The following is a 20,792-nucleotide window of genomic DNA, read 5'->3' on the forward strand; positions in this document are numbered from 1 at the left end:
GCCCGCGTCCTGGAGGGAAAACCGCGGATGTCCCCGCCTCCGCCGCCCCTCGGCCGCGCCCGCAAGCGGGAAGCCCAGCTCTTCGACCCGGCCCTCTGCGACGCCGAACTCGTCGACGTCCGCACCCAGTTCACCCAGGGCCGGTGGGCCAGGGCCCGCGCCCTCCTCGTCGGAACCGGCGACGACTGGGACCGCCGGGCCCACCGCGTCGTCGTCCTCGCCCAGACCCCGGCGGCCACCGCCTGGGCCGGCGAATGGCTGCTCGCCGAGCCGGAGAGCGCCGACGCCTCGACCCTCCTCGCCTGCGCCACCGTCTTCACCGCCCTGCGCCACAAGGGCACCCCGGCCGCCGCCGAGGAGGCCTGCCGCCGGGCAGCCGCCCTGCTCCCGGCCGACCCCACCCCCTGGCTCGGACTGCTCCTCCTCTCCCGGGCCTTCGGCAGCGAGGAGGAGTTCAGCCGCCACTTCGACCAGGTCCGGGCCCGCCACCGCGAGCACCACCACGCCCACCACCTGATGGTGGCCCGGCTGGCCGAACGCGCCCTCGCCTCCGGCCAGGACCCGCTCCACGAGGTCTACGACTTCGCGGCCTGGGCCGCCGAGGAATCCCCGGCCGACTCCCCGCTCGCCGTGCTCCCCGTCGTCGCGCATGCCGAGCGCTACCGGGTCCTCGCCGCCACCCACGGCCACACCCCCGAGGCGGCGGCCGCCCACTGGGCCGGCCGCCGTGCCCGCCAGGTCCTGCGCTCCGCCTTCGACTGGTGGCTGGAGTGGGAGCGCGAAGACCACCCCCGCAACCGGGTCGACCTCAACTTCCTCGCCCACGCCAAACTCTGCGAGGGCCGGCCCGCCGAGGCCGCCGCCCTCTTCCACCGGATCGGCAGCCACGCCACCCGCGCCCCCTGGTCCTATCCGGACCGGGACCCGCAGAAGGCCTTCCTCGCCGCGCGCAGCGTCGCGCTCGGCACCGCCTGACACGAAGACGCCACCCCCGAAGGAACCGCGCCCCCGAACGAACGCGCCCCCGAGAGAACAGCGCCCCGACAGAACAGCGCCACCAGAGAGAACCGCGCCACCAGAGCACCGCACTCCCAGAGAACCGCCCCCGAGAGAACCGCGCCCCCGAAAGGACGCCTCCATGCCGACGGGCAGATCCACCACGCTCCAGGACCCGGCCGAGATCCGTACGTACAAGGGCCAGGACCGCGCCCTGCGCGCCGACCGCCTCGGCACGGCCGGCCTGCTCCTGTCCGTACTCGCCGCCAGCGCGCCCCTGATGGTCGTCGCCGGTGTCATGCCCACGACCTTCGGGGTCATGGGCATCGTCGGCCAGCCGCTGCTCTTCGTCATCCTCGGCGCCGTCCTCGCGCTCTTCAGCATCGGCTACGCCGAGATGAGCCGGCACGTCCACAACGCCGGCGCCTTCTACGCGTACATCGCCCGCGGCCTCGGCCCCACCGCCGGCGCCGGTGCCTCCCTCGTCGCCCTCGTCGCGTACAGCGCCATGCAGTGCGGCGTCTACGGCATCCTCGGCTTCGAGATATCCGGCCTCTTCGCCACCTACCTGGAGATCGAACTCTCCTGGTGGATACCGGCCCTGATCGCCGTCGCCGTCACCGGCGCGCTCGGCTGGCTCAAGATCGACCTCAACGCCAAGGTCCTCGGCGTCCTGCTCCTCGTCGAGTGCGTCCTCGTCGTCGTCTTCGACGTCGCCGCCCTCGCCGAGCCCGGCGCCGAAGGCCTCTCGCTGCACGCCTTCAACCCCGAGACCCTCAGCGGAGCCGGCTTCGGCACCGCGCTCTGCTTCTGCATCGCCGCCTTCGTCGGCTTCGAGCAGTCCCCGGTCTACGCCGAGGAGACCAGCAAGCCGCACATCGTCGTCTCCCGGGTGATGTTCCTCGCCGTCGCCTTCGTCGCCCTCTTCTTCGCCCTCAGCGCCTGGGCCCTCACCGTCGCCACCGGCCCCGCCGAGGTCGTGAAGACCTCCGCCGAAGCCGGCCCCGGCCTGCTCTTCCAGCTCACCGAGAGCCGTCTCGGCACCACCTTCACCGACGTCCTGCACGTCCTCTTCGTGACCGGCATGTTCGCGGCCATGCTCAGCTTCCACAACGTGGTCGCCCGCTACGCCTTCGCCATGGGCCGCGAGGGCCTGCTCCCCGCCGCCTTCGGCCGGACCAACACCGGCACCGGCGCCCCCGCCACCGGCTCCCTCCTGCAGACCGGCATCGCCGCGCTCGTCGTGATCGCCTTCGCCGTCACCGACGACATGCCCGCCGGCGACCCCACCGCCCCCGTCCTGCACCTGTTCACCTGGATGGGCAGCGTCGGCGCCCTCGGCGTGACCCTCCTCATGGCCGCCGCCTCCTTCGCCGTCATCGCCTTCTTCGTCCGCCGCGGCACCGCCGGCGCCCAGGTCTGGCGCCTCGTCGCGGCCGGCGCCGCCGGCATCGCACTGCTCGCCATCGCCCTCTACACCGTCAAGGACTTCGGCGTCCTGGTCGGCGCCGAGAAGGGCTCCGCGCTCAGCTGGGCCCTGCCCGGCATCATCGGCGTCGCCGTCGTCGGCGGCCTGCTCTACGGAGCCGTGCTGCGCCGCAGCCGCCCCGAGGTGCACGCCCGCATCGGCCTGGGCAACGAGGCCTTCCGCCTCGATCAAGCGGCAGCGGCCGATACCACCGACTGACCTCGCTTTCGAGCCTCCACGAAGCCCCCGACATCCCTTTCCAAGGTCGTCGGGGGCTTCGGCGTACAGGGGGCCGATTTTGGAGGGTGGCGGACTCATGGTCTCCTGGGGCGACAAATTCACCGGACCGCGACACAGGGGACACCACCCAGCTCCCCTGCGCCGCGGAACGGACCTGCCGTCCGACCCCCACGAAGGCGAAGTCATACATGAGTGACCTGAGTGACCGCACCTTGACCGAGGCCCCCGCCCCGGCGTCTTCCCGCCATGTCGACGCCGGTGACGAGGGCTACAGCAAGGACCTCAAGTCCCGCCACATCAACATGATCGCGATCGGCGGAGCGATAGGCACCGGGCTGTTCCTCGGCGCCGGCGGCCGCCTCGCCGGTGCGGGCCCCTCCCTCGCGATCGCCTACGCGGTCTGCGGAGTCTTCGCCTTCTTCGTCGTCCGGGCGCTCGGCGAGCTCGTCCTGTACCGCCCCTCCTCCGGAGCCTTCGTCTCCTACGCGCGCGAGTTCATGGGGGAGAAGGGCGCCTACACGGCGGGCTGGCTGTACTTCCTGAACTGGTCGACCACCACCGTGGCCGACATCACGGCCGCCGCGACCTACGCCCACTTCTGGTCGATGTTCACCGACGTCCCCCAGTGGGTCCTCGCGTTCATCGCCCTCGCCGTCGTCCTCACCGCCAACCTGATCTCGGTGAAGTACTTCGGCGAGATGGAGTTCTGGTTCTCGCTGGTCAAGGTCGCCGCCCTGGTGATCTTCCTGATCGTCGGCATCTGGCTCGTCGCCACCAGCCACGAGATCGGCGGCCACACCCCGGGCCTCTCCACCATCACCGACAACGGCGGCATCTTCCCCTCCGGGATGCTCCCCATGCTCCTGGTCATCCAGGGCGTGGTCTTCGCGTACGCCTCCGTCGAGCTCTGCGGCGTCGCCGCCGGCGAGACCGAGAACCCCGAGAAGATCATGCCGAAGGCGATCAACTCGATCATGTGGCGCGTGGGCCTCTTCTACGTCGGCTCGGTCGTCCTCCTCGCCCTCCTGCTGCCCTACACGGCGTACAGCTCCGGCCAGAGCCCCTTCGTCACCGTCTTCGACAAGCTCGGCGTCCCCGGCGCCGCCGGCGTCATGAACCTGGTCGTGCTCACCGCGGCCCTCTCCAGCCTGAACTCCGGCCTCTACTCCACCGGCCGCATCCTGCGCTCGATGGCCATGTCCGGCTCCGCGCCGAAGTTCACCGGCCTCATGAACAAGGGCAAGGTCCCCTACGGCGGCGTCCTCTTCACCGCCGCCTTCGGCGTCGCGGGCGTCGGCCTGAACTACTTCATGCCCAAGGACGCCTTCGAGATCGTCCTCAACTTCGCCTCGCTCGGCATCCTCGGCACCTGGGGCATGGTCATGCTCTGCTCCCTCTTCTTCTGGCGCCGCGCCCAGCAGGGCCGCCTGGAGCGCCCCGCGTACCGCCTGCCCTGGGCCCCGTACACCCAGCTCGTGACCCTGGCCTTCCTCCTGACGGTCCTGGTCCTGATGTGGTGCGACGGCGGAGTCGGCCGCACCACGGTCATGTTCGTCCCCCTCATCGCCGCCGCCCTGGTCGGCGGCTGGTTCCTGGTCCGCGGCCGAGTAGCCGAAATAGCGGCCTCCCGCCACTGACCCCGGACAGCCTGGGAGGCCCCCGCACCGGGGCCTCCCAGACCCGGCCCACAACCGCCCCGCAAGACCAGACGCGGGCCGGCCGGCGGGCCGGCCCGCGTCCCGCCCGTCCACCCCGTCCGGCCCGGGGGAACGCAAAAGGCCGACCGGGATTTCTCCCGACCGGCCTTTTGCCGTGGTGTCCGAGGGGGGACTTGAACCCCCACGCCCGATAAAGGGCACTAGCACCTCAAGCTAGCGCGTCTGCCATTCCGCCACCCGGACAAGGTGTCTGTCTCGCGTCCCTCGCGGGCCGTTCCGACGTGGAAAACATTACCAAACATTCCGGGGTCCTCGATCACACCCCCTGACGGCCGGGGATCGCCCTTGGGGACAGGGGCCCGGGGCGGGAGGATGGAGGTGTTCGGTACTGATCAGTGGGAGGAAGCAGCGTGAGCGAGTCGAGCGCGGGCAGGACCGTCTCCGGCGAGGACGAGGTAGTCGACCTCTGCCGGGACCTCATCCGGATCGACACCAGCAACTACGGAGACCACTCGGGCCCCGGGGAGCGCAAGGCGGCGGAGTGGGTCGCCGAGAAGCTCGCCGAGGTCGGGCTGGAGCCGCAGATCTTCGAATCGCACAAGGGGCGCGCCTCGACCGTGGCGCGGATCGAGGGGGAGGACCCCTCGCGGCCGGCGCTGCTGATCCACGGGCACACCGACGTGGTTCCGGCCAATGCCGCGGACTGGACGTACGACCCGTTCGCGGGCGAGATCGCCGACGGCTGCGTGTGGGGCCGCGGCGCCGTCGACATGAAGGACATGGACGCGATGACGCTGGCCGTCGTGCGCGACCGGATGCGCAGCGGGCGCAAGCCCCCGCGCGACATCGTGCTGGCCTTCCTCGCGGACGAGGAGGCGGGCGGCATCTACGGCGCCCGGCACCTCGTCGACAAGCACCCCGGCCTGTTCGAGGGCGTCACCGAGGCGATCGGCGAGGTCGGCGGCTTCTCCTTCACCGTGAACGAGAACCTGCGGCTCTACCTCGTGGAGACCGCCCAGAAGGGCATGCACTGGATGCGGCTCACGGTGGAGGGCACCGCGGGCCACGGCTCCATGACCAACAACGACAACGCCATCACGGAGCTGTGCGAGGCCGTGGGGCGGCTCGGCCGCCACCAGTGGCCGGTGCGGGTGACCAAGACCGTACGGAGCTTCCTGGACGAGCTCTCGGACGCGCTGGGGACCCCGCTGGACCCGGACAACATGGACGAGACGCTCGCCAAGCTCGGCGGCATCGCCAAGATGGTCGGCGCGACGCTGCGCAACTCGGCCGCCCCGACGATGCTCGGCGCCGGCTACAAGGTCAACGTCATCCCCGGCCAGGCGACGGCCCACGTCGACGGCCGCTTCCTGCCGGGCTACGAGGACGAGTTCTTCGCCGACCTGGACCGCATCCTCGGGCCGCGCGTGAAGCGGGAGGACGTGCACGGGGACAAGGCGCTGGAGACCGACTTCGACGGACGGCTGGTGGACGCCATGCAGGGCGCCCTGAAGGCCGAGGACCCGATCGCGCGGGCGGTCCCGTACATGCTCTCGGGCGGTACGGACGCCAAGTCCTTCGACGACCTCGGCATCCGCTGCTTCGGCTTCGCGCCGCTGCAGCTGCCGCCGGAGCTGGACTTCGCCGGGATGTTCCACGGCGTGGACGAGCGCGTGCCCGTGGACGGACTGAAGTTCGGCGTGCGCGTGCTCGACCGGTTCATCGACAACGCCTGAGATTCGGGTAGGTGTGCGCATTCCACTGAGAAGAGTGAATGCACTCATACGCTCGTAGCCCTGGTGATCCCTCCTCGTTACAGGTGGTGCGGTCCGCGGCTGGGACCGCATTGCCTACTAGGAGGAACAATGATCAAGAAGGTTGTCGCCGCTGCGGCTGCCACTGGTGGCCTGGTTCTCGCGGGTGCGGGTCTGGCTGTCGCCGACGCGGGTGCCCAGGGTGCGGCCATCGGCTCCCCCGGTGTTCTGTCCGGCAACGCCGTCCAGGTTCCGGTCCACATCCCGGTGAACGTCTGCGGGAACTCCGTTTCCATCATCGGCCTGCTGAACCCGGCCTTCGGCAACACCTGCGTCAACGCCTGACGCGTTTGAAGTCTTGGGCCCCGGAGCGCATTCCAGCGCTCCGGGGCCACCGGGCTTTCCGGCCCGGATTCTCATCTTCGGCGTACCAGGCGGGGGAGCCAGGACGGCCGGGCCGCCGAGAGACGGCCGAAACGCACACACCAGGGGACGAGTACAGATGCGACGACCGGCACAGGTCACCAGGAAGACCCTGATCACCATGGCTGCCGCAGGGGGTGTCCTCGCCTTGGGCGGGGGCTACGCACACGCGGACTCCGGCGCCTCGGGGCACACCGCGAACTCTCCGGGACTGCTGTCCGGGAACAACGTGCAGGCACCCGTGGACGCACCGGTGAACGCCTGCGGGAACACGGTCACGGTGGTGGGAGGCCTCAATCCGGCCTTCGGGAACCACTGCTCGAACGGGGGCCACGGCAAGCCGAGCAAGCCGAGCAAGCCCGGTCATCCGGGACACCCGGGCAATCCCGGACACCCCGGCAACCCGGGACACCCCGGCGACGGCGACGAGCCCTGCGACGACCACCCGGGCCACCCCGGAAACCCGGGTACGCCGGGTACGCCGGGCGGCGAGAACCCGGGGAACCCGGGCAACCCGGGTAACCCCGGCACTCCGGGCGGAGAGAACCCCGGGAACCCGGGGAATCCCGGTACGCCCGGTGGCGAGAACCCCGGGAACCCGGGCAACCCCGGCACCCCGGGCGGGGAGAACCCCGGCAACCCCGGAACCCCGGGGAATCCCGGTACGCCGGGTGGTGAGAACCCGGGCAACCCGGGCACTCCCGGTACGCCCGGCACGGGCACTCCCGGTACGCCGGCCAACCCCGGCACCGGTTCCGTCACCCCCGTGACCCCGGTCACGCACCCCGGCCCGGGAACCGGCACGCACACCGGGGGCAACCCCGGGCAGGCGGCCGGTCTCGCCGCCACCGGCTCCGGTGACGTCCTCACCGCCGGCCTCCCGCTCGCGGGCGGCCTGCTGCTGGCGGGCAGCGTGCTCTACCGGCGCGCCCGCAACGCCGCCTGACGGCTGCTCACGACGCGGGCCCCGCCCCCGGGGCCCGCGTCACCAGGTCGCGCGGACCTGGCGGATGATCCGGCGGCGCAGTCGCACACGGCGACTGCCGTCCCGGTACAGACTCAGCCGGTCGAGTTCCCAGTTCCCGTACTCGGCATGATCGGTCAGCAGGCGGGTCGCCTCCTTGCGAGGAACACCGCGGGGCACGTACACGTCGACAAATTCGTATTCCGGCATCGCATCTATTGTGCGGGCAGAGCCCTCGTACGGATAGCGTCTGCTCTATGTCTGATGCCGCTCTGCCCACTGTTGCCGAGGTACGCGCCGCCGCCGAGGCGGTCAAGGCCGCGCTCGACCGTCACCTCGCCGCGGTCGAGCGCAGGACCGGGGAAGAGGACCCGGACGTCTACGCCGCGTTCAACGAACTCGCCGCCGCCGCCGAGGAGTACGACGAACTCCTCTACGACCGCTACGACGAGGTCACTCCCTTCGAGATCCCCACGCCCGAGGACGGCGTGCCCTACACCGGCCCCGCCGAGCCCGCCGCCTTCAGCGTGCTCATCCGCCGCGACTACGCCGTCGTCGAACCGCCGCGGCTGATCGCCCAGGCGGAGCGGATCGCCGCGCACGACCGGGACGCCGAGTTCGTCCAGGACGGCGGCACCGCCGAGGCCCTGGGGGTCCTCTTCGGGGAGTACGAGCCCGACGAGATCGCCTCCCGCTTCAAGGACTTCGGGCTGGAGGAGGGCGACTCCACGCTCTGGATCGCCGCCTCGGAGGAGATGGCGGAACCGGGGGAGTGGCTCAACTCGCCCTTCGGGAACATCGACCCGCAGGACGTCCTGCACCGGTTCGACGTCAGCTCCGTCTTCGACGAGGAGTCCGACGAGTTCGACGAGGGCGAGGACGAAGGCGAGGAAGAGGACGAGGACGAGACCGCGGAGCCGGGGCTGACCCCCGCCTGAACCCCGGCCCGCCCCCGCACGCCATCCGTCCGGCATCCGTGGCCCCCTCCCGACGGGCGGGGGCCACGGCCGGAGTCACTCCGCCTGTGCGCCCGCCGTCGCGAGCCCCTTCAGCAGGCCCGTCAGCCGGGTCGTACGCGGCTTCGGCAGCACCTCGGCCACCGCGCGCGGCAGCGCCTGGTCGACGCCGTGCACCACCGACAGGTGCCGCTCGGCCCGCCCGAACGCCGTGTAGACCCAGTCCCGCGACAGCGCCTGCGCCGCGTCACCCGGCAGGACGACGACCACTGCCGGCCAGCGCGTGCCGACGGCCTGGTGCGCCGTCACCGCCCAGCCGTGCCGCACCTGGGACTCCACGAGCTCCTTCGGTACGACGATCCGTACGCCCGCACGGTCCAGGTGCAGCCCCTGCGCGTCGGCCGACACCACCCGGGCCGCCAGCGCCCGCCCGGCGGACGGAACGTGGACCACCCGGTCGCCGGGGTCGAAGCCGCCGAAGCGGCCGGGACCGGGGTTCAGCCGCTCCTTGAGGGCGGTGTTCAGCGCCCGCGTGCCCGCGGAGCCGCCGTGGCCCGGGGTGATCACCTGAACGCTGTCCGCCGGGATCCCGAAGGCCCGCGGGACCGACTCGGCCACCAGCTGCACGGCCCGGTGCACGGCCTCCCCGGCGTCCTGCACCGGGACGATGACGACCTCCTTGCCGGGGGCGTCCACCTGGTTCAGCTCGCCGATCCCCACCCCGGAGACGAGCTCGCCGAGAGGGCCCGGGTCCGGGGTGCGGGAGACCACCTGCGGGCACGTACGGGCCGCCAGCACATCGGCGAACACCCGTCCCGCCCCGGCGGACGCGAGCACACCGGGGTCCCCGGAGAGCACCAGCCGGGCCCCGTCCGGTACGGACTCCACCAGCGCGGCCGCGGTCTCCACGTCCAGCTGCGGCGCGTCCAGCACCACGAGGAGGTCCAGCGCGAACTGCCCGTCCGCGTCCCGCCCGGGCCCCTCCGCCCCGGACAGCAGCCCCGCCACGGTCACCGGGTCGGGGCCGCCGGGCGCGTGCGCGGCCGCGCAGGCCCGCAGCCCCAGCTCCCGGGCCGCCGCGACCAGGGCGAACGCCTCGGCCCGCGCGGCCTCGCCGCCGGTGTGGGCGACCAGGCCGTGGCCCGCGACCGTGCGGATCAGCTCGGCGGCGGACGGTCCCGGCGCGGCCCCGGCAGCCTGCTCCCAGTCCGCAGGCGCGTCGAAGGTGCCGGACGCGAGCCGCGCCAGGCCGTCGGCCAGGCTCTCCTCGGCCATGGCGGAACCCTCCAGGCCCACGAGGAGACGTACGGGCTGCTCCTCGCCCTCCTCGACCGGCGGGCCGAGGGGCTCGTGGAAGACCAGCACCGAGCCTTCCGCGATGGCCTGTTCCAGCGCTCCGGCCGGATCCGGTACGCCGTACTGGGCCAGGGCCTTCTCCAGCACGGGGGCCTCCAGCGCGGTGTGCCCCTTGAGCCCGGCCTGGGCCAGCAGCCAGCCCACCAGGACGGTGGTGCGGCGCTCGTCCCCGGGACCGGCCCCGGAGCCCAGCAGGGAGCGCGCGAAGCCGTCCGCCTGCGTCGGGCGCACGGCGGGGACCGACAGCAGCCGCCAGGGGTTCTCGGCGAGCTGCTCGGCGGCGCCGTCGCCGAGCGCCGCCGCGGCCTGGCCGGCCAGGGACTCGGGGGCGCCACCGCGGGCCAGGACGGACCGTACGCCCTCGACGGCGTCGGCGGAGGGTGCCGCGGCGGCCACCGGCGCCGGGGCGGCCGGGCGCGGCGCGGCGGGGGCGGGGGCCGGCCTGCGGGGCGCGGCCGGGGCCTCGTCGAAGTACACGGCGGGGGGCTTCTCCCCGCTCTCCACGGCCCGTACGGCGGCCAGCAGGTCGGCGGCCTTGCCGCTGAGCTTCGCCCCGGCCTCGACGGGCGCGTCCCGCTCGGCCTTGCGCCGGGCGATCCGCTCCCGCTCGACCTTCTGCGCGGCGAGCTCGGCCTGGGCCTCGGTCAGCGCGGGCGCCGCCGCGGCCTCGGCGGCCGGCTCGGCGGCGCCGTCGCCTCCGGTCCCAGCCTGGCCCTCGGCTCCGGCCCCAGCCTCGGCTTCGGCCCCAGCCTCGGCCTCGGCTCCGGCGTCGGCTCCGGCGTCGGCTTCGGCTTCGGCTTCGGCCTCGGCTCCGGGCCCAGCCTCGGCTTCGGCCTCGGCCTCGGCCTCGGCTTCGGCCTCGGCTTCGGCCTCGGCTGCGGGCCCAGCCTCGGCCCCAGCCTCGGACCCGGCTTCCGCCGAGCCGGTTTCGGCGGGCAGGGCGGCCGGGGCGGTCCCGGGGGTGTCCGACGGGGCTTCGCCCGAGTCGGCCTGCGGCCCGGCCGGTTCCTCCGCGACAGCGGCTTCGGCTTCGGCTTGGCGGTCCGTACTCACAGCGTGCTCCAGTCCTGATCGGGATAGCGGTGCACGGGCGCCGACACATCGTCCAACGCCCGGCAGATCTCCTCCGGAAGACTAAGGGCCTCCACCGACAGCGCCGCCGCGAGCTGCGCCGACGTCCGGGCGCCGACGATCGGCGCGACCACCCCCGGCCGGTCCCGGATCCACGCGAGGGCCACCTCGAGCGGGGTCACGGCCAGCCCCCGGGCCGCCGTCACCACCGCGTCCACGATCCGGCCCGCCGCCTCGTCGAGGTACGGGTCCACGAAGGCGGCCAGGGACTCCGAGGCGCCCCGGGAGTCCGCCGGCACGCCGTCCCGGTACTTGCCCGTCAGCACCCCGCGTCCCAGCGGGGAGGAGGGCAGCAGGCCGATCCCGAGGTCCAGTGCGGCGGGCAGCACCTCCCGCTCCACGCCCCGCTGCAGCAGCGAGTACTCCATCTGGGTCGAGGCGATCCGGGTCCGCACGCCGGGCGCCGCGAGCTGCCAGGTCGCCGCCTTCGCCAGCTGCCAGCCGCAGTAGTTGGACACCCCGGCGTACCGGGCCCGGCCGCTGCTCACCGCCAGGTCCAGCGCCTGCAGGGTCTCCTCCAGCGGGGTCGCCGGATCGAAGGCGTGCACCTGCCAGAGGTCGACGTAGTCGGTGCCCAGCCGGTCCAGCGAGGCGTCCAGCGCGTCGAGCAGGTGCCCGCGCGAGCCGTCGAACCGCCGGTCCGGGTCCGGCACGCTGCCCGCCTTGGTCGCGATCACCAGGTCCCGGCGCGGGACGAGCCCGCCCACCATCCGCCCGAGGAGGTACTCCGCCTCCCCGCCCCCGTACACGTCGGCCGTGTCGACGAGGGTGCCGCCCGCCTCCCAGAAGGTCTTCACCTGCTCGGCGGCGGCTTCCTCGCCGGTGTCGCGGCCCCACGTGAGGGTGCCGAGGCCGATCCGGGAAACGCGCAGTCCGGTGCGGCCGAGATGCCTCTGCTCCATGAGCGCTGAGACTACTGGGGCGCTGACGCGGAGCACCCTGGCGCGCTACAGTCCCCGCACACCAACGTTACTGATCGGTAAACCGGTAAGGGGACGACACATGCGGCTCGGCATCAATCTCGGTTACTGGGGCGCGGGCATGGACGCCGACAACCTCGCCGTCGCCCAGGAGGCCGACCGCCTGGGCTACGACGTCTGCTGGGCCGCCGAGGCCTACGGATCCGACGCCCCGACCGTGCTCGCCTGGGTCGCCGCCCAGACCGAGCGCATCGACGTCGGCTCGGCGATCCTGCAGATCCCGGCCCGGCAGCCCGCGATGACCGCCATGACGGCGGCCACCCTCGACTCGCTCACCAAGGGCCGCTTCCGGCTCGGCCTCGGCGTCTCCGGCCCGCAGGTCTCCGAGGGCTGGTACGGCGTCAAGTTCGACAAGCCGCTCGCGCGGACCCGGGAGTACGTGGAGATCGTCCGCAAGGCCATGAGCCGCGAGCGCCTCTCCTACGAGGGCGAGCACTGGACCCTGCCGCTGCCGGGCGGCCCGGGCAAGCCCCTCAAGCTGACCGTGCACCCCGAGCGCGAGCACATCCCGCTCTACATCGCCGCCATCGGTCCGAAGAACCTGGAGCAGACCGGCGAGATCGCCGACGGCGCCCTGCTGATCTTCCCGGCCGCCGAGCACCTGGAGGCCACCGCGCTCACCCACATCCGGGCGGGCCGCGAGAAGGCCGGGCTGACCATGGACGGGTTCGACGTCTGCCCGACCGTGCCGCTGGCCCTCGGCGAGGACGTGAACGCGCTCGCGGACATGTTCCGCCCCTACACCGCCCTGTACGTCGGCGGCATGGGCAGCCGGAAGCAGAACTTCTACAACCAGCTGGCCCAGCGCATGGGCTACGAGAAGGAGGCCGCCGAGATCCAGGACAAGTACCTGGCCGGCGACAAGACCGGTGCGGCCGAGGCCGTCCCGCACTCGCTGATCGACTCGACCACGCTGCTCGGCCCGGTCGGCCGCATCGCGGACGGGATGCGGGCCTACGCGGAGGCCGGGGTCACCACCCTCACGCTGGCCCCGGCCGGATTCACCCTGGACGAGCGGATCGCCGCCCTGCGGGCCGGCACCGAGGCCATGGAGCTCGCCGGACTGGCCTGACAACAAGGAGTGGTCTGCGGCCGTGGTGGGGGCTCGGGGGGTCTTCCCCGCCACGGCCGACACAGCCAACAACGCCCGGGGTGCCCGCAGGGTTACGCGCGGCGGCCCATCCCCTCGTTTCGTTCATTCGGACGAGTAGGGCGACCCCTCGGTTGCCGGTCCCCGCGAGCGGCGTTTGACTCGGTTCATGCTCTCTGCCCGCAGCCTGTTCCAGGAGATCGTCGACAACGACGACTCCTTCCAGCTGTTCTGCTCCATCGCTGCCAGCGGGGAGTCCCAGGGCGGCTGGGAGAACGCCCGGATCGCGGCCCTGGTGCCGGACTCCATGCGGGACCTCGCGCCCAAGATCACCCGGCACGGCGCGGACGAGGACAAGCACGGGCGCATTTTCAACGCGCTGCTCCGCAAGCGCGGCCTCGCACCGGTGCCCGTCCCGCCCGAGACCGACTACACGATGCTGCTGGAACGCCGCGGCATCGGCCTCGCGCACGACAAGCTGCGCCGCGAGCAGGCGCTGACCGAGCGGGACATCGTCGTCTACCTCGCGCACAGCCGCGTCACCGAACAGCGTGCCGCCGACCAGATGGACATGCTGGTCAGGTACTTCGGCGACCACCCCGAGGTCGGCAAGGCCATCCACATGATCAGCAACGACGAGGACAACCACCTCGCCTACTGCCACGAGGAACTGCTGCGCCTGGCCCGCGCGGGCCACGGCCGGACCATCCAGCGGGTGCTCCGCGAGAGCGCGCTCGCCGAGATCGGCGTCTACCGGGACGTCAGCCTCGCCGTCATGGACCACATGGGACGGGTGCTGCACTGGCCCGCCCCGAAGGCGGCCGCGCTCGCCGTCGGCATCCGCGCCATGTACGCGTACGAGCGGTTCAGCGGCTGGCACCGGATGGTCGACCTGCGGATGCCCCAGCGCCGCAACGCGCTGGGCGGCGCACCGTCCGGCACGCCCGAGTTCGCCTAGCCGTACGCGGAACTAGAGCCAGCCCCGGTGCTTGAACATCCGGTACAGGCCCAGGCACGCCGAGGCCATCACCAGCAGCACCAGCGGATACCCCCACCACTGCCTGAGCTCCGGCATGTGGTCGAAGTTCATCCCGTAGATCCCCGCCACCATCGTGGGGACGGCCGCCATCGCCGCCCAGGCCGAGATCTTGCGGACGTCGTCGTTCTGCCGGACGCCCATCTGCGCGAGATGAGCCGCGAGCGCGTCCGACAGCAGCCGGTCCAGCCCCTCGATGTACTCGTTCGCCTTGGTCAGGTGGTCGGCGACGTCGCGGAAGAAGGGCTGGGCGTGCTCGTGGACGAAGGGGACCTCCCCGAAGGCGAGCCGTTCCATCGGTTGGAGCAGCGGGTTCGTCGCCCGCCGGAACTCCAGGACCTGCCGCTTGAAGCCGTAGATCCGGGCGGCGGTGTTCTTGGTGTCCGAGGGGTTCGGGGAGAAGACCTCGGCCTCCAGTTCCCCCAGATCCGACTGGAGCTCGGCCGCCACCTCGATGTAGTGGTCCACCACCGCGTCGGACACCGCGTACAGCACCGCCGTCGGACCGTGCCGGAGGACCTCCGGCTCGTGCTCCAGCCGACGCCGTACGGCGGCCAGCGCGGCGCCCTCGCCGTGCCGGACCGTGACCACGAAGGAGTCGCCGATGAACAGCATCAACTCGCCCGTGGTCACCGTGTCGGTGTCGTCGTCGTACATCACCGGCTTGAGGACGACGAACAGCGAATCGTCGTAGACCTCCAGCTTGGGGCGCTGGTGTGCGCTCAGCGCGTCCTCGACCGCCAGCGGGTGCAGGCCGAACTCGTGCCGGACATGCTCGAATTCGTCCTCCGTCGGCTCGTACATGCCGATCCAGAGGAACGCGTCCCCGCTCGCCCGCGCCTCGTTGAGGGCGTCCGAGAAATCCTCGGGCCTCTCGGTCCGGCGGCCGCTCCGGTAAATCGCGCAGTCCACAATCACGCGGGCATTGTCCCCCGCCCACGGCCCGCCCGCACTCGGGCCGCACCGCCTAGGCTGGCCCCATGGCCACGCTGATCCTCGTACGACACGGGCGGTCCACCGCCAACACCGCAGGGCTGCTCGCCGGATGGACACCGGGAGTCGGCCTCGACGAGCGCGGCGCCGAGCAGGCGGCCGCCCTGCCCGGACGGCTGGCGGGCGTGCCCCTCGCCGCCGCCGTCACCAGCCCCCTGCAACGCTGCCGGGAGACCCTCGCACCCCTGCTGGCCGCCAGGCCGGAGCTGGAAGTGCACACCGACGAGCGGATCGGCGAGTGCCACTACGGCGACTGGTCCGGCCGCAAACTCTCCGAGCTCGCCGACGAACCGCTGATGAAGATCGTCCAGCAGCACCCCTCGGCGGCCTCCTTCCCCGGCGGCGAGTCCATGCGCGCCATGCAGGCCCGCGCCGTGGACGCCGTACGGGAGTGGAACGCGCGGGTCGAGGAGGAGCACGGGAGCGACGCCGTCTTCCTGATGTGCTCCCACGGCGACATCATCAAGTCCCTTGTCGCGGACGCCCTCGGCATGCACCTGGACCTCTTCCAGCGCATCCACGTCGACCCCTGCTCGGTGACCGCGATCCGGTACACGCCGACCCGGCCGTTCGTGTTCCGGCTGGGCGACACCGGGGACTTCGGCCCGCTCGTACGGCGTCCGGCCGCACCGGAGCCCGTCGCGTCGGACAAGGACACCGAAGACGCGGGGAACGCCGTCGTGGGAGGCGGCGCGGGCGCGGCGTGATCGGACGGCGCAGTAGGGTGGACGGGCCCACTAGGGCGCAGACCTGCCCTGCCGCCGAGACTTGGAGACTGGACGTGCCCCGTCAGGTGTTCCTCTACGACCCCCCGGACCGCTTCGTGGCCGGCACGGTCGGTCTGCCGGGACGCCGTACGTTCTTCCTGCAGGCCTCCTCCGGCCCCCGCGTCACCAGCGTCTCCCTGGAGAAGACCCAGGTCGCGGCGCTCGCCGAGCGGATGGACGAGCTGCTGGACGAGGTCGTGCGGCGGACTGGCGGCAACGCCCCGGTGCCGGCCGTCGCCCCCGCCGAGGCCGCCGACACCGCACCCCTCGACGTCCCCGTCGAGGAGGAGTTCCGCGTCGGCACCATGGCCCTGGCCTGGGACGGCGAGGAGCAGCGGATGATCGTCGAGGCCCAGGCCCTGGTGGAACTCGACGCCGACTCCGACGAGGACCTCGCCGAGGCGGAGGAGCGGCTGCTCCAGGACGAGGAGAACGGCCCGCCGATGCTGCGGGTCCGCCTCACCGGTGCCCAGGCCCGCGCCTTCGCCAAGCGGGCCCTGGACGTGGTCAACGCCGGCCGCCCGCCGTGCCCGCTGTGCAGCCTGCCGCTGGACCCGGAGGGGCACGTGTGCCCGCGCCAGAACGGCTACCGGCGCCAGGCGTGACCGACACGGGGGAGATCGAGGAACTGCTCGCCAAGGGCGAGCTGACCGTCATCGGCCGGATCCGCGAGGCGTCCAACGCCGTCCTGCTGTGCACCGTCACGCACGAGGGCGTGAGCGCCGACTGCGTCTACAAGCCCGTCAAGGGCGAGCGGCCGCTGTGGGACTTCCCCGACGGGAACCTCGCCCAGCGCGAGGTCGCCGCCTACCTCGTCTCCGAGGCCACCGGATGGGGTCTGGTTCCCGCCACAGTGCTGCGCGACGGACCCTACGGCGAGGGCATGGTCCAGCAGTGGATCGAATCCGCGGGACCGGAAGGGGAATCCCCCTCCGGCGGGCTCCTCGCACTCGTCGACGGCGAGGAGGCGGGGGACGGCTGGAAGCCCGTCGCCTTCGCCGAAGTGGGGCAGGGCCGCACCGCGCTGCTCGTCCACGCAGACGACCCGCGGCTGCGCCGGCTCTCCGTACTCGACGCCGTGATCAACAACGGCGACCGCAAGGGCGGCCACCTGCTGCCGGCACCCGACGGCCGCCTCTACGGCATCGACCACGGCGTGACCTTCCACGCCGAGGACAAGCTGCGCACCCTCCTGTGGGGCTGGGCGGGGGAGCCGCTGACCGACGAGGCACGCGAGGTGCTGGCCGCACTGGCCGCCGGGCTGGCCGAGGGAGCCCCGCTCGCCACCCGGCTGGCCGAACTGATCACCGCCGTCGAGCTGGCCGCCGTACGGGACCGGGTGGCGCACCTGCTGCGCACCGGAACCCACCCGCAGCCGTCCGGGCAGTGGCCGTCGATCCCCTGGCCACCGGTCTGAACCGGCCATCCGTCACACGCACAGATCCGGCCAGACCGCAAGAGTGCCGATCAAGACAACACTGCAGGTCCGGTTCGTTTCCGGAACATCCGTCCGGTTAGGCTCGAGACATGCATGCCTGGCCCGCTTCTGAGGTCCCCGCCCTTCCTGGCAAGGGCCGCGACCTCCAGATCCACGACACCGCGACCCAGGGGACGATCACCCTCGCCCCCGGTCCCGTCGCCCGTATCTACGTCTGCGGCATCACCCCGTACGACGCGACCCACATCGGTCACGCGGCGACCTACAACGCGTTCGACCTCGTGCAGCGCGTGTGGCTCGACACCAAGCGGCAGGTCCACTACGTCCAGAACGTCACGGACGTGGACGACCCGCTCCTGGAGCGGGCGCTGCGCGACGGCCACGACTGGACCGAGCTGGCCGAGCGCGAGACCGCACTCTTCCGCGAGGACATGACCGCCCTGCGGATGCTGCCGCCGCAGCACTACATCGGAGCCGTCGAGGCCATACCCGGCATCGTGCCGCTGGTCGAACGGCTGCGGGACGCGGGCGCGGCGTACGAGCTCGACGGCGACGTCTACTTCTCGGTCGAATCCGACGCGCACTTCGGCGGGGTCTCGAACCTCGACGCCGAGGCGATGCGGCTGCTCTCGGCCGAGCGGGGCGGCGACCCCGACCGGCCGGGGAAGAAGAACCCGCTGGACCCGATGCTGTGGATGGCCGCACGTCCGGGCGAGCCGAGCTGGGACGGCGGCTCGCTGGGCCGCGGCCGGCCGGGCTGGCACATCGAGTGCGTCGCCATCGCCCTGGACCACCTGGGCATGGGCTTCGACATCCAGGGCGGCGGCTCCGACCTGGCCTTCCCGCACCACGAGATGGGCGCGTCGCACGCGCAGGTCCTGACGGGCGAGTTCCCGATGGCCAAGGCGTACGTCCACGCCGGCATGGTCGCCCTGCACGGCGAGAAGATGTCGAAGTCGAAGGGCAACCTCGTCTTCGTCTCCGCGCTGCGGCGCGCCGGGGTCGACCCCGCCGCCATCCGCCTCGCCCTGCTGTCGCACCACTACCGGGCCGACTGGGAGTGGACCGACGACGTCCTCGCCGAGGCCGTGGCCCGGCTGGAGCGCTGGCGCGCGGCGGTGTCCCGGCCGGACGGCATCGCGGCGGACGCGGTGCTGGAGGAGGTCCGCGAGGCCCTGGCGAACGACCTGGACGCCCCTGCGGCGCTGGCGGCCGTGGACCGCTGGGTGGAGCTCCAGAACGCCACCGACGGCGACGACGAGTCGGCCCCCGGCCTGGTCTCCCGCACCGTGGACGCCCTCCTCGGCGTGGCGCTCTAAGGACCGGCGAAGCGCGCCCCCGGCCTGGTGCCGGGGGCGCGCTTCGCCGTTTCACCGCCCTACTGCATGACGGTCACCGGTGGGTGCCGGGGATCGGCGGGGCACACGTAGAACTGCAGGGTGTAGCCGCGGCCCACGGTCACCTCCGTGGGGGTCGTGGATGCGCCCTGTGCCTCCTCGACCGGCCGCCAGCTCTCGGTCTCGGCGTCCCACTCGGCGTGGTCGAGGGTCAGCAACGGCTCGCCGACGGCCGAACACCGCGCGCAGCGCAGCTCCTCCGGGCCGCCGGAATCACGGAACGTGAAGGGGGCGGCCCACCCGCCGGCCTTCCAGCCGGGCGCGACGGACAGGGCTCCCCGGTAGCCCGTGGCCCCGTCCTCCTCCCAGCTGCGGATCCGCCCGGCCAGCCCGGGGTCCAGATCGTGCGCGGCCGGGTACTCGCTGACCTCCTCCGGATGGAGCACGCACGGGGCCGGCACCAGCTCGTACGTGCCCACGTACGCGGGCTCCGGCGCGGCCGCCAGGACCTCCGCCACGTCCCCGGCCCGCCGCCAGCGCAGCTGGACGGCCTCCGTGCCCGGCTGGTCCTCGATGTCGATGAACGGGCACCACAGCACCTGGAGCAGGTCCGTGCCCCCGGGGAACGGCAGACCGGGGACGTCCCGGGCGTACAGCTGCGCCACCGGTATCAGCGGGTGCGGGCCCTCGGGCAGCAGCGACGGATCGTGTCCGGCGTGGATCCGGGAGACCTCGGCGTGCTCCTCGTCCGTCCAGACGCCGAGGGCGCGGATCCGCCGGAGCGCCCGGACCTCCTCGGGCGTGTTCAGCGGAAAGGGGGCGTCGTGCTCCTGCGAGCACGACGCCCAGGGCTCGCCGGCCGGCCACAGCAGCGGCCCGCCCACCGAGCTGTCGTGCACGGTGGGCGCACCGGGCCGGGGGTGCAGCCGGGTGGCGGTCCTGGACATCCCCGCGAGCTCCGGGAACACCGAGGCCACGTCGAGCGGGCGGGGCGGGGTGGTACGGGTCATGCTTCCCTCTCTCGGAACGGCAACCCGTATCCAAGCAGGGCGCACTGACACCCCGGCAGCCCGGTGCCGCTAGGTCCCGGGGGTCTCCCCCTCGCCCGAGCCGGCGCCGTCGCCCTCACCCTCGGCGGGGCCGTCCTGGTCCGCCGCGTCCTCCGGCTTCGGCTTCGGCTGGGGGCGGCCACCGGACAGGTCCCGGAAGTACGAGCCCGTGTCCGTGGCCGTCTCCGGGCCAGCCGCCGGATCGCGCCGGCGCAGGTACCGCTCGAACTCCCGGGCGATGGCGTCGCCCGACGCCTCCGGCAGGTCGGCCGTGTCCCGCGCCTCCTCCAGCGTCTGGACGTACTCCGCCACCTCGCTGTCCTCCGCGGCCAGTTGGTCCACGCCCAGCTGCCACGCCCGCGCGTCCTCCGGCAGTTCGCCCAGCGGGATCCGGATGTCGATCAGATCCTCCAGCCGGTTCAGCAGCGCCAGCGTCGCCTTCGGGTTCGGCGGCTGCGACACGTAGTGCGGCACCGCCGCCCACAGCGACACCGCCGGCACGCCCGCGTGCGTGCAGGCCTCCTGGAGGATGCCCACGATGCCCGTCGGGCCCTCGTACTTGGTCTCCTCCAGGTCCATCGTCCGCGCCAGGTCCGCGTCCGAGGTGACCCCGCTCACCGGCACCGGCCGCGTGTGCGGCGTGTCCCCGAGCAGCGCCCCCAGGATGACCACCATCTCCACGCCCAGCTCGTGGGCGAAGCCCAGGATCTCGTTGCAGAACGACCGCCACCGCATGGACGGTTCGATCCCCCGGACCAGCACCAGGTCGCGCGGCTTGGCCCCGCCGATCCGGACCACCGACAGCCGCGTCGTCGGCCACGTGATCTTCCGTACCCCGTTGTCCAGCCACACCGTCGGCCGGTTGACCTGGAAGTCGTAGTAGTCCTCGGCGTCCAGAGCCGCGAAGACCTCGCCCTTCCACTCCCGGTCCAGGTGTGCGACCGCACCGGAGGCCGCGTCACCCGCGTCGTTCCAGCCCTCGAACGCGGCCACCATGACCGGGTCGATCAGCTCGGGCACGCCCTCAAGCTCGATCACCCAGGTCTCCTTCCGAAGTTCCCTTGCGTACGTGGGTCAGCCTAAGCCTTGAAACGACGCCAGCCACAGCCCACGACAGAGGGGCGGTTCCCCTCGGAACCGCCCCTCTTCCCCACCT

The 20,792-nt window shown here is 72.6% G+C and carries 19 protein-coding genes and 1 tRNA gene; 13 read left to right on the top strand and 7 right to left on the bottom strand.

Annotated features, from left to right (window positions below):
- Window positions 1-27: 27 nt before the first annotated feature.
- The 3 genes from ACIPYQ_RS35465 to ACIPYQ_RS35475 all read left to right on the top strand — a co-directional run bounded on the left by ACIPYQ_RS35465 (window position 28) and on the right by ACIPYQ_RS35475 (window position 4,341).
- A complete protein-coding gene (locus tag ACIPYQ_RS35465; protein WP_401258274.1) occupies window positions 28-975 on the top strand; it encodes a hypothetical protein in 948 nt (315 codons plus the stop codon).
- 163 nt (window positions 976-1,138) lie between these two features.
- Window positions 1,139-2,683 (top strand): APC family permease, encoded by a 1,545-nt coding sequence (locus ACIPYQ_RS35470; RefSeq protein WP_401258275.1) that lies wholly within the window; start codon window positions 1,139-1,141, stop codon window positions 2,681-2,683.
- Window positions 2,684-2,901: 218 nt separating this feature from the next.
- Window positions 2,902-4,341, top strand: coding sequence for an amino acid permease (locus ACIPYQ_RS35475; RefSeq protein ID WP_401258303.1), 1,440 nt, complete (start codon window positions 2,902-2,904; stop codon window positions 4,339-4,341).
- Between the two features lie 176 nt (window positions 4,342-4,517).
- On the opposite strand, the gene ACIPYQ_RS35480 is transcribed toward ACIPYQ_RS35475, so the two are convergent.
- Window positions 4,518-4,605, bottom strand: a tRNA-Leu gene (locus ACIPYQ_RS35480).
- Window positions 4,606-4,772: 167 nt separating this feature from the next.
- Here ACIPYQ_RS35480 and ACIPYQ_RS35485 point away from each other — a divergent pair.
- From ACIPYQ_RS35485 to ACIPYQ_RS35495, 3 genes are all read left to right on the top strand, one after another.
- Window positions 4,773-6,098: a M20/M25/M40 family metallo-hydrolase gene (locus ACIPYQ_RS35485; RefSeq protein ID WP_319723551.1), complete on the top strand. Its 1,326-nt coding sequence runs from the start codon at window positions 4,773-4,775 to the stop codon at window positions 6,096-6,098.
- A gap of 129 nt (window positions 6,099-6,227) precedes the next feature.
- Window positions 6,228-6,461: a chaplin gene (locus ACIPYQ_RS35490; protein ID WP_361770234.1), complete on the top strand. Its 234-nt coding sequence runs from the start codon at window positions 6,228-6,230 to the stop codon at window positions 6,459-6,461.
- Window positions 6,462-6,660: 199 nt separating this feature from the next.
- Window positions 6,661-7,485: a chaplin family protein gene (locus tag ACIPYQ_RS35495; protein ID WP_401258277.1), complete on the top strand. Its 825-nt coding sequence runs from the start codon at window positions 6,661-6,663 to the stop codon at window positions 7,483-7,485.
- Between the two features lie 39 nt (window positions 7,486-7,524).
- Here ACIPYQ_RS35495 and ACIPYQ_RS35500 read toward each other — a convergent pair whose 3' ends face one another.
- Window positions 7,525-7,713 carry a DUF5703 family protein gene (locus tag ACIPYQ_RS35500; protein WP_030009118.1) on the bottom strand — a complete coding sequence of 63 codons (189 nt, stop codon included), beginning with the start codon at window positions 7,711-7,713 and terminating at the stop codon, window positions 7,525-7,527.
- Window positions 7,714-7,760: 47 nt separating this feature from the next.
- Between ACIPYQ_RS35500 and ACIPYQ_RS35505 the strand changes: the two genes are divergently transcribed.
- Window positions 7,761-8,441: a hypothetical protein gene (locus tag ACIPYQ_RS35505; RefSeq protein ID WP_401258279.1), complete on the top strand. Its 681-nt coding sequence runs from the start codon at window positions 7,761-7,763 to the stop codon at window positions 8,439-8,441.
- Window positions 8,442-8,516: 75 nt separating this feature from the next.
- Here the strand turns inward: ACIPYQ_RS35505 and ACIPYQ_RS35510 are convergent, their stop codons facing one another.
- Window positions 8,517-10,868 carry an ATP-binding domain-containing protein gene (locus ACIPYQ_RS35510; protein WP_401258280.1) on the bottom strand — a complete coding sequence of 784 codons (2,352 nt, stop codon included), beginning with the start codon at window positions 10,866-10,868 and terminating at the stop codon, window positions 8,517-8,519.
- Window positions 10,865-11,848 (bottom strand): aldo/keto reductase, encoded by a 984-nt coding sequence (locus ACIPYQ_RS35515; RefSeq protein ID WP_401258281.1) that lies wholly within the window; start codon window positions 11,846-11,848, stop codon window positions 10,865-10,867. The genes ACIPYQ_RS35510 and ACIPYQ_RS35515 overlap by 4 nt, the downstream gene beginning before the upstream one ends.
- 100 nt (window positions 11,849-11,948) lie before the next feature.
- Here ACIPYQ_RS35515 and ACIPYQ_RS35520 point away from each other — a divergent pair, with 100 nt between their 5' ends.
- Window positions 11,949-12,998 carry an LLM class F420-dependent oxidoreductase gene (locus ACIPYQ_RS35520; RefSeq protein WP_361770249.1) on the top strand — a complete coding sequence of 350 codons (1,050 nt, stop codon included), beginning with the start codon at window positions 11,949-11,951 and terminating at the stop codon, window positions 12,996-12,998.
- Window positions 12,999-13,185: 187 nt separating this feature from the next.
- The gene (locus tag ACIPYQ_RS35525; RefSeq protein WP_361770252.1) at window positions 13,186-13,974 is read left to right on the top strand and encodes a ferritin-like domain-containing protein; all 789 of its coding nucleotides are present in this window, start codon (window positions 13,186-13,188) and stop codon (window positions 13,972-13,974) included.
- A gap of 12 nt (window positions 13,975-13,986) precedes the next feature.
- Here the strand turns inward: ACIPYQ_RS35525 and corA are convergent, their stop codons facing one another.
- Complete coding sequence (gene corA, locus ACIPYQ_RS35530; RefSeq protein ID WP_401258282.1) at window positions 13,987-14,970, bottom strand: magnesium/cobalt transporter CorA; 984 nt, start codon at window positions 14,968-14,970, stop codon at window positions 13,987-13,989.
- A 62-nt stretch (window positions 14,971-15,032) separates the two neighbouring features.
- On the opposite strand from corA, the gene ACIPYQ_RS35535 reads away from it, so the two are divergent.
- The 4 genes from ACIPYQ_RS35535 to mshC all read left to right on the top strand — a co-directional run bounded on the left by ACIPYQ_RS35535 (window position 15,033) and on the right by mshC (window position 18,569).
- Window positions 15,033-15,752, top strand: a complete 720-nt coding sequence (locus ACIPYQ_RS35535; RefSeq protein ID WP_361770258.1) for a histidine phosphatase family protein — start codon at window positions 15,033-15,035, stop codon at window positions 15,750-15,752.
- A 74-nt stretch (window positions 15,753-15,826) separates the two neighbouring features.
- The gene (locus tag ACIPYQ_RS35540) at window positions 15,827-16,417 is read left to right on the top strand and encodes a DUF3090 domain-containing protein (RefSeq protein WP_030720371.1); all 591 of its coding nucleotides are present in this window, start codon (window positions 15,827-15,829) and stop codon (window positions 16,415-16,417) included.
- The gene (locus ACIPYQ_RS35545; protein ID WP_361770261.1) at window positions 16,381-17,229 is read left to right on the top strand and encodes an SCO1664 family protein; all 849 of its coding nucleotides are present in this window, start codon (window positions 16,381-16,383) and stop codon (window positions 17,227-17,229) included. Before ACIPYQ_RS35540 ends, ACIPYQ_RS35545 begins: the two co-directional genes overlap by 37 nt.
- A gap of 110 nt (window positions 17,230-17,339) precedes the next feature.
- Entirely contained in the window at window positions 17,340-18,569 is a 1,230-nt protein-coding gene (mshC, locus tag ACIPYQ_RS35550) for a cysteine--1-D-myo-inosityl 2-amino-2-deoxy-alpha-D-glucopyranoside ligase (protein WP_361770264.1), read from the top strand.
- A 59-nt stretch (window positions 18,570-18,628) separates the two neighbouring features.
- Here mshC and ACIPYQ_RS35555 read toward each other — a convergent pair whose 3' ends face one another.
- Together ACIPYQ_RS35555 and ACIPYQ_RS35560 are read right to left on the bottom strand one after the other, a co-directional pair.
- On the bottom strand, window positions 18,629-19,597 hold the full coding sequence (locus ACIPYQ_RS35555; protein ID WP_401258284.1) for a hypothetical protein: 969 nt from the start codon (window positions 19,595-19,597) through the stop codon (window positions 18,629-18,631).
- Between the two features lie 69 nt (window positions 19,598-19,666).
- Window positions 19,667-20,674, bottom strand: coding sequence for a PAC2 family protein (locus ACIPYQ_RS35560; RefSeq protein ID WP_401258286.1), 1,008 nt, complete (start codon window positions 20,672-20,674; stop codon window positions 19,667-19,669).
- Window positions 20,675-20,792: the final 118 nt, after the last annotated feature.

This window comes from Streptomyces sp. NPDC090045, from assembly GCF_044747975.1.
Lineage (GTDB): Bacteria > Actinomycetota > Actinomycetes > Streptomycetales > Streptomycetaceae > Streptomyces.